At 58.5% G+C, this 8,454-nt stretch carries 9 protein-coding genes; 4 read left to right on the forward strand and 5 right to left on the reverse strand.

What is annotated here, in order from left to right:
- Positions 1-239 precede the first annotated feature (239 nt).
- The 3 genes from AC07RZ_RS23095 to AC07RZ_RS23105 all read left to right on the forward strand — a co-directional run bounded on the left by AC07RZ_RS23095 (position 240) and on the right by AC07RZ_RS23105 (position 2,275).
- A complete protein-coding gene (locus AC07RZ_RS23095) occupies positions 240-1,148 on the forward strand; it encodes a LysR family transcriptional regulator (RefSeq protein WP_061541356.1) in 909 nt (302 codons plus the stop codon).
- A 179-nt stretch (positions 1,149-1,327) separates the two neighbouring features.
- Positions 1,328-1,855 carry a glycine zipper 2TM domain-containing protein gene (locus AC07RZ_RS23100; RefSeq protein ID WP_494669738.1) on the forward strand — a complete coding sequence of 176 codons (528 nt, stop codon included), beginning with the start codon at positions 1,328-1,330 and terminating at the stop codon, positions 1,853-1,855.
- A gap of 117 nt (positions 1,856-1,972) precedes the next feature.
- The gene (locus AC07RZ_RS23105; protein WP_139220171.1) at positions 1,973-2,275 is read left to right on the forward strand and encodes a hypothetical protein; all 303 of its coding nucleotides are present in this window, start codon (positions 1,973-1,975) and stop codon (positions 2,273-2,275) included.
- Positions 2,276-2,898: 623 nt separating this feature from the next.
- Here the strand turns inward: AC07RZ_RS23105 and AC07RZ_RS23110 are convergent.
- From AC07RZ_RS23110 to AC07RZ_RS23130, 5 genes are all read right to left on the reverse strand, one after another.
- Entirely contained in the window at positions 2,899-3,264 is a 366-nt protein-coding gene (locus AC07RZ_RS23110) for a hypothetical protein (RefSeq protein WP_494669739.1), read from the reverse strand.
- 407 nt (positions 3,265-3,671) lie between these two features.
- A complete protein-coding gene (locus AC07RZ_RS23115; RefSeq protein WP_494669740.1) occupies positions 3,672-4,361 on the reverse strand; it encodes a response regulator transcription factor in 690 nt (229 codons plus the stop codon).
- 145 nt (positions 4,362-4,506) lie between these two features.
- Positions 4,507-6,321: a tetratricopeptide repeat protein gene (locus AC07RZ_RS23120; RefSeq protein WP_494669741.1), complete on the reverse strand. Its 1,815-nt coding sequence runs from the start codon at positions 6,319-6,321 to the stop codon at positions 4,507-4,509.
- Between the two features lie 121 nt (positions 6,322-6,442).
- Positions 6,443-6,841 carry an outer membrane protein assembly factor BamE gene (locus tag AC07RZ_RS23125; protein WP_494669742.1) on the reverse strand — a complete coding sequence of 133 codons (399 nt, stop codon included), beginning with the start codon at positions 6,839-6,841 and terminating at the stop codon, positions 6,443-6,445.
- Positions 6,842-6,917: 76 nt separating this feature from the next.
- A complete protein-coding gene (locus AC07RZ_RS23130) occupies positions 6,918-7,580 on the reverse strand; it encodes a YadA family autotransporter adhesin (RefSeq protein ID WP_494669743.1) in 663 nt (220 codons plus the stop codon).
- A gap of 1 nt (position 7,581) precedes the next feature.
- On the opposite strand from AC07RZ_RS23130, the gene AC07RZ_RS23135 reads away from it, so the two are divergent.
- The coding region (locus AC07RZ_RS23135) for a hypothetical protein (RefSeq protein ID WP_494669744.1) at positions 7,582-8,454 on the forward strand (873 nt) is incomplete at its 3' end.

Genomic DNA, 8,454 nt, shown 5'->3' on the forward strand with positions numbered 1-8,454 from the left:
GCCTCCGGATTGCTATATGTGAATTATTGCCAATGAGTCATTGCCACTGCCTGCGGCGCGTCCTTGCCCTGCTTCGCTTTCCGCGCCGAGCGCTGCGGATCGCGGGATGGACTGAAGACTGCCGAGTGGATGAAGCACATGCTATAACCAAACATATTGTTTGATAAGAACACAAACAATCGCTTTATTCGATACACCAAGTATGGAATACTAGAAAAAAAACCAGATATGGAAGAGACATGGACAAACTCAAGCAGATTGAAGCTTTCGTCAGCGTGGTCGAGAAAGGCAGCCTGGCGAGCGCGGCGCTGGAGCAGAACATCACGCCGGTGATGCTGGGCCGGCGCATCGACGCCCTGGAGAAACGGCTGGGCACCAAGCTGATGCACCGCACTACCCGCCACCTGACACTGACCGAGCAAGGCACGGTGTTCCTCGACCATTGCCGCAAGCTGCTGACCGAGCTGGATATCGCCGAGAAGATCATCTCGGAGGGCCGGCACAAGGCTACCGGCCACCTGGTGGTGTCGGCGCCGGCGGCATTCGGCCGCAAGCATGTGGCGCCGCATGCGCCGGCTTTCATCGCCACCAATCCGGAAGTGCAGATCTCCTTCAACCTGACCGACCGCGTGGTCGACCTGGTGCGCGAGGGCTACGACATCAGCATCCGCATCGGCGGCACCATCGATCCGAATTTCGTCGCGGTCAAGCTGGCCAGCAACCGCCGCGTGGTATGCGGCACGCCGGAATACTTTCATCGCAACGGCATTCCCAAGACGCTGGAAGACATCGCCGACCATAACTGCCTGTCGTTCAACCTGCAGGGCGGCCAGCAGCGCGGCTGGTATTTCCAGCAGGGCGGCAAGCCGGTGATCATCAAGACGGCCGGCAACCTCGACTGCAATGACGGCGAACTGCTGCACCGCTGGGTCAGCGAAGGGCTGGGACTGGGCTGGCGTTCGACCTGGGAGATCGAATCGCAGCTGGCCTCGGGCGAACTGCTGACGGTGCTGGACGAGTTTGCGCTGCCGCACTACGACATCATGGCGGTCTATCCGCAGCAGCGCCACCTGCCGGCCAAGGTGCGCTTCTTCATCGATCGCCTGAAATCGATTTATGCGCAGCCGGACTACTGGAGCAAGGGTTGAAAGTTAGTGCCGGAAAACAAGGCTGATTGCAGAAATGTAAGTTCCGTAACAATCTCGCCTTGCCTGTGCGAAGCAGTCAACCGAGCCGATCGCTATATCGTTTTAGTGTAGTCAACCGCACATATGCAACTACTGCGAAGTACTACACTGAATTCACCAACCAACACAATGAGGCAGCTATGACAATCCGCAAAACAACTCAACAAGCCATGCTGGCAGCAGCCATCGGGGGCACGCTCCTGCTCGGCGGCTGTGCGGCGCCTTATGGCGGACAAGGTTACGGCAGCCAAGGCTACGGCAACCAGGGTTACAGCAATCCGCCGCCGCAAACCTACCCTTCTTATCAGCAAAACCAGGGCTACCAGCAAAACTACCGGGACAACGTGGGTGTGGTTGACGCCATCGATGTGGTCAACACCCCTAGCCAAGGCATAGGCGGCGCGGTCGTGGGCGGCGTGCTGGGCGGCGTGGTCGGCCACCAGGTCGGCCACGGCAATGGCAATACCCTGGCGACTATCGCCGGCGTAGTCGGCGGTGCGGTAGTCGGCAACCAGCTTGAAGCACGCAACAGTCCCGGCTCCACTTCCTACAATGTGCGCGTACGCATGAATAACAACGGCTATCAAACCATCAGCGTCAGCAATCCAGGCGACCTGCGGGTTGGCGACCGGGTGCGTGTCGATAACGGCCAGATTTCCCGTTACTGATAGCGTGCAGCGATTTGCTTGCGGCAGCCTGACGGCCGCTGTTCTGTTTTTCCGGGCCATGCCTGGCTAGTGGTTGGCATCCGGCGCCTGCCGGATGCAAAAAAACAAGGAGGCATCATGAACATGCAACTTAAACCGCTGTGGCTGTCGCTCTTTATCGCCGCCAACGCCTTTGCGCTGCATGCCAACGCAGCCGAGGAAAACGTGCAATACAAAGACCCGCCGCGCTGGCGGGTGGAAGACCGGACGCCGCAAGCGCGTTTTCAGACCATGAAAAAGGAAAACACCAACGCCTATGCGCAGGCCGTCAACGATTGCCGCGCGCTGCGCGGCCGCGCAGCCGGCGATTGCCGCAAGGAAGCGCGCATGAATTTCGACCGCGACATGCAACGTGCGCGCGAAATGACCAGCCGCAGATAGAACTCACCAAGCGCGATCAAGGCAGTTTCGCGCAAGCAGGGGGACCGGAAAGGCCGCATATGCGGCCTTTCCGGTTTTTGGCGCTTGCCGGGAGCGTTGCCGGGCACAGAATTGCTGCGCCCCCGCCCCCGCTTACCGCTGTGGGCGACTCTCGATCTTTCAAGTAAGAAATTGTCAACAATTGTTATTTTTATAATTTTCAGATTGCCACTTCAAGGGCCAGGCGTTAATAATGCCGCTGCAATAATCAATTGATTTTTTAGCATCTCGACACGGCCTGAAATTCGATGTTATTGCATGTTTGGTTTGCTACGCGGCCAATGCGCCGCAAGCAGCATTTTCTTAATCTTAAGGAGCAAATATGGCTATCCAGCAGTTGTCCATGAAGGAAATCGATGAAGTAAGCGGCGGTTGTTGCCTGTTCAATTGGTTCAGCAACTGTTTCAGCAATTTTTTCAAAAGCTGCCGCCCGGCGCCGTCAAAGAACTGCGGCCGTCCAACGCCACCGACTCCGCCCACGCCGCCAGCCCCAATCGTCCCCTAAACGCAATTCCTGGAAAAACACGGCAATCTTTCCTGCCGTGTTTTTTGAACGGGATCGATTCATTCCGCGATCCCGAAAATCACAATTCGTCGCTTTCCATATTTTCGATCATTGGAAATTCCCCGAGCCTGTTTTTTTCCGGCCTGGCCTGCTTGTTGCTGCGGCAGAATTTCTCGCGGTGATCTCCCATCAGGGCGCGCAACTCACGGATGCTCAGATCACTGACCTCGTGCATCCGGATCAGCAGCATTGCACCTACCGGGAAACGGCGATGGCGGATGTAACTGAGGACCGGCGGCCCGACTTCGAGCAAATACGCCAATGCCGCGTCATTTTTCAAATCAAGCTTTTCGATCAATGCATCAAGCAGATGATTCGGATCGTAAGTCGCCTGCTCGCTGAGTTTGATGCTGGTGCGCACTTCTGGGACAGTGGTGCTGTTCATTATTGGTTTTTTCCCTGCTGTAACAAAACAACTTCGGCTACGCCAGCGGAATCGAATACAGATTCCCGCTCTCGCGCCTGTTCCACATCAAGACGCCATACATCTGCCTGGCTCTTCAAAAACGAAAAGCGCATGATCGCAGTTGACAGAGGAATCCAAGAAGCGCAATGAAATAACAATGTTTAACTATTAAATACGCGACACATCCCATTCCATGCATTACCGCCCTCAACCAGGTTGTTCGGCTTCAAGGAAATCGCGATTGTTACCTCACGATTTGCTTACGCCTGGCGCACGCGTGCAATCACAATCGCCGCAATAGCGCCATGATCGTCGTGCATCTGGATTTTTTAGAGTGGTCGATTATTTTCCTGCAGGCATCGCCGGTTTGTCTTGGGCGCCATCAGCTATCGCCGCACACGCTCCAGGCGGTAGCCGCCCCCATAGACCGAGTGCAGCCGGTAGCCGTTTTCCGGCCGCAGCTGCAGCTTGCTGCGTATGCGTGAAACGTGCGTGTCGATGGTGCGGGACGGGGTATTGATATCGCGCGACCAGACCACTTCCAGAATTTGCGCGCGCGAAAGCAGGCAATCGATATTGTTGAAGAAGAATAGCGCCAGCTCGAATTCCTTTTGCGTCGCATCGATCGGCTTGCCGGCCAGCGTCAGGAGGCCGGAACGCATTTCGAATGCATAATCGCCGAATACCATATTCCGGCTTATGCCTTGGGCAGGATACGCGCGCCGCAGCATGGCCTGTACGCGCGCCGTCAATTCGCCCGGCCGGATCGGATTGACCATATAGTCATCGGCGCCGGCGGCCAGGGCTTCAACGATGTCGTCTTCACCGGAACGGCTAGTGACGAACAAGACCGGCAGCGTCCCGGAAAGCGTGTTCCGCACCCAGCGCAGCACTTCCAGCCCGCTCAGGTCCGGAACCTGCCAATCCAGGATCAGCATGTCGTAACGTTCCTTATCCAGCTGGACCAGGATCTCCCTGCCGTTCCTGAACGCGTGGCAAACGTGTCCGCAGGCGGTGAGTATTTCGCAAATTAAGCCGGCCTGGCTGGGATCATCGTCAAGGACTGCTATTTTCATATGGTTCTAGTATCTCCGCGCCTATTGTCGGTGGATTGGCAGACGCTGGAAATACGAAAAAACAAAGTATTCGACGATGATGTGTAAACAGCTGCGATCAATGATCGATAAATGTCATGCGGAAGTGTTTTCGCACCGGGTTGAATCAATCCAGAATTGGCGCCGAACTCCGCTGCGCCGCCAGCGCGCGCAGGTCACCGGCAACCTGGGCCAGCACCGGATCCCACTCGCCGTAGCGTTGTTGCCGGTATAACCTGGTCGCCGGGTACCATGGACTGTCGGTCCGGTCCAGCAGCCACAGCCAGCCAGGATTGACATCAAGCAGCACCCAGGCCGGCACGCCAAGGCTGCCAGCGAGGTGCGCCACCGAAGTGCAGACGGTGACGACCAGGTCAAGATTGCAAATCATTGCCGCGGTATCGTCGAACGAGATGAATCCAGCGCTATGGTCGACCAGTTCAAGGCCCATGTCCCTGGCCAGCGCGACTTCTTTTGGCGCTTCCAGCTGGAGATTGTAAAAATCGATTTCCGGCATCGCCCCGAATGCTTGCGCGCAAGACCGGACGTCGATCGCGCGCAGCGGATTGCGCTGATGCGTGCGGCTGCCGCTCCAGGCCAGCCCGACCCTGAGCCTGTCGTGCCGGCCGAAGCGCTGCCGCCATTGCGCCGCCTGCGCCGCATCAGCCTTCAGGTAGGGTATGTCATGGCCCAGGTCTTCCAGGGTAATGCCAAGCGCCAACGGCAGGCTGCATAGCGGCAGGTGATAGTCAAACTCAGGCAAGGACTGGATATCGTGCGGAACAATCTCCTCTGCATGCATACCCATCGTCCGGCGGAACAGGGAAACCAGTTCAGCGAAGCAGCAATAAACCAGCCGGCCCCCGCCTTGCTTTACGCGCTCGGCGATCTGCGGCAGGAACCGTACGAACTGCATGGCATCGCCGAATCCTTGTTCGCCCCAGACGAACAGCGTCTTGCCGGCCAGGTCCTGGCCCTGCCATTGCGGCTTGGCGATGCCATGCTTCAGATCGCGCATTTCCTGCGATCCAGCCCAGCGCGCTTCGTAATTGATCCAGCCTTGGCGATAGTCTCCGCGCAGCAGCTGGATCATGGCCAGCGACCAGGTGAACCCCGCATTCCCGGGAGCGCGATCGACAGCGCGTTCCGCCATCGCCTGGGCGTCGTCCCAGCATTGCAGCTCTTTCAGGACATTCGAATAAGCCTGCATCGCGACCGGATAATCGGGCGCCAGCGCACGCGCGCGTTCAGCCGCGATCAAGCTCGCATCCAGTTGCCGATATTTCAGATAGACATCGGACAGGTTGGTCCAGGCCAGCGCATTGTCGGGCGCGTCGCGAATCGCATCGTCCAGCAGCCGCTTGGCTTCGTCGTGGTTTCCTGTCTCTATGCATATCGCCGCTGTGTTGTTACGCAGCATGGGCAAAGACGGATCCAGATTGCCGGCATGGCGGTATGCATCGAGTGCAGCCGCATAGTCGCGCCGGTTGTGCAGCACCAGGCCGAGCAGGAACCAGTTCATGCCAATTTCCGGCGCCTGCTCGCAGAGATACTGCGCGACTTCCCTGGCCTGTTCAATCCGTCCCAGCGCAAGCAGGACATTGACCCACTCTTCCAGCCAGCTTGCAGCTTCCGGCTGCGCCAGGTGCGCGCGCTCGTACCATGTGCCGGCGTCCTCAGGACGGCCCAATTCTCTGCTCAGCCGAGCCAAGTCCAGCATGGCCCCTGAAAATCCAGGCGCGCTCGCCAGCACGCCTTCCAGCGACCTTGCCGCTTCGTCATGACGGCCGCGCAAGCGCAATACCCGGCTCAGGCGTAAACCTGCTTGCGGATCGCCAGGAGATATTGCCCGCCATTGCTCGATGGCCTGCGCCGCGGCGATCAGATCGCCGCACTCGAGAAATGCATCGACAAGCGCAGGAAAGGCAGCGGCATCGTTCATGAATCCGGGGAAACCGCTTATCGCAGGCCTGCAGGAGACGTTCAATGCCTACCCCGGCCGGCAATCCGCTGCGTACTCATGAAACCGCTAGATAGCCATTCCGGTTTTTTGAAAATGTGAATCAAGGCGTACCCGCCTTTGCAATATCTTCGCATTCCTGCCGATTCCAGTAAGTGCTGCGAAGCAGCTTGCCGTCGTCGTATTGCACCTGGTATTGACACATGACGATCTCGCCGCCGCGCCGGAAATGGAAAATATAGTTCCAGGTCTTCACGCCAAAAACGCCTTCGCTGAAGTGCGGCGATCCCAGTAATTCACGCACCTGGTTTTTTGTCAGGCCGGGAGCGACATTGCGCAGGTTTTCAAGCGACACGAAACTGCCTTCCCGCAGATAGGCAGAGGCAGGGTCCGGGAAACTGACGGCTTCATCTTGCGCCGATGCAGCGCAGGCGGCCGTCAACAGCGCGCCTGCGAATGCAGCTGTGCGCATGCCGCGCAGCGTGTTCGATTGTTGTTTCATTTTTTCTTCCTGCAAACGCGTTGAGCTGCTTGACGCCATGGCTTGTCCGATTTGGCGCAAGCCATGGCTTTCATCGTTACCACTGGAAGCCGGCGCCTACCACGGCTCCCGTCTTGCCGCGGCTATTCGATGTTGCGGCAGCCTTATAGACCCAGCGTCCATTTTCGGAAACTGTCGATATGCCCAGCGCCAGTCCGGTCTGCCCTTGATAAGTGCTGCCCGCCAGCGACACCATGTTCTTCCCAGGCGAGGTTGGCTGCGGCAATCCGGCAACAGCCATCGCCGCGGCAGTACCGCCGTCGGCGTCATGCCGGTTGGAGTCGACGGTATTCTGCAGGCCCTGGACGCGGCTGTCGGTGTACTGGTTCGATTGCGTCACGGCATTGCCGATTCCTGCATTCATCTGCGAGACATTGACCGCGTCGGTAGGATTGACCCCGGCAGCGACATTCGTGACGCGGCGCTCGTTGCCGGCGGAACCGACCGACATCGTGTTAGCCTCGTTCGCTACCGAATTGGCGCCCACCGCAACCGAATTGCTTGCTGCCGCCTGGGCTCCCGCGCCAACTGCGGTGGCGTTGGCCGCAGTTGCAGTAGCTGCCGCGCCCAGCGCGGTTGCGCCGGCAGCATTGGCCACCGAACCCTGGCCTGCCGCGGTCGCATTCTGGCCGGTAGCGACTGCGTTGGTGCCCACCGCCAGCGAATTGGACCCTGCTCCGCCGACGGCGCCGGCGAACACATTGCCTTCACTGGAAGCAATCGGCGACCTGGCGGCTGCAATTGCGGTGGAAGTCGAGGTCGCCAGCGCTGTCACGCCGCTGTTGATAGTGCTCAGCCCGGTTGACAGCGAAGTGATGCCGGTTGAAGTGGATGTCGACAACGATGCTACGTTGCTGTTGGCCGTGCTCAGGCCGGTTGAAGTCGAGGTCGACAGAGAAGCAATTCCGGTCGAGGTGGAGGTCGACAGCGATGTTACGTTGCTGTTGGCCGTGCTCAGGCCGGTTGAAGTGGAAGTCGACAGCGAAGCAATTCCGGTCGAGGTGGAGGTCGACAGCGATGTTACGTTGCTGTTGGCCGTGCTCAGGCCGGTTGAAGTCGAGGTCGACAGCGAAGCAATTCCGGTCGAGGTGGATGTCGACAACGATGCTACGTTGCTGTTGGCCGTGCTCAGGCCGGTCGACGTCGAAGTCGACAGCGACGCCACGCTGCTGTTGGTCGTGCTCAGGCCGGTTGAGGTCGATGACGACAAGGAGTCGACATTGCTGTTCGTCGTGCTCAAACCCGTCGAAGTCGACGTTGACAGCGACGCCACGCTGCTATTCGTTGTGCTCAGGCCGGTTGAGGTCGAAGTCGACAGCGATGTCACGCTGCTGTTGGTGGTGCTGAGACTGGTCGAAGTCGAGGTCGATAAGGAATCGACATTGCTGTTCGTTGTGCTCAAACCGGTCGAAGTCGACGTTGACAGCGACGCCACGTTGCTGTTGGTCGTGCTCAGGCCGGTCGAGGTCGAGGTAGACAGCGATGTCACACTGCTGCTGGCCGTACTGAGGCCGGTTGACATCGAAGTCGACAGGGAGTCGACATTGCTGTTGGTCGTACTCAAGCCGGTCGAA

The sequence above is a fragment of the Collimonas sp. GW821-FHT07E08 genome (assembly GCF_059418905.1).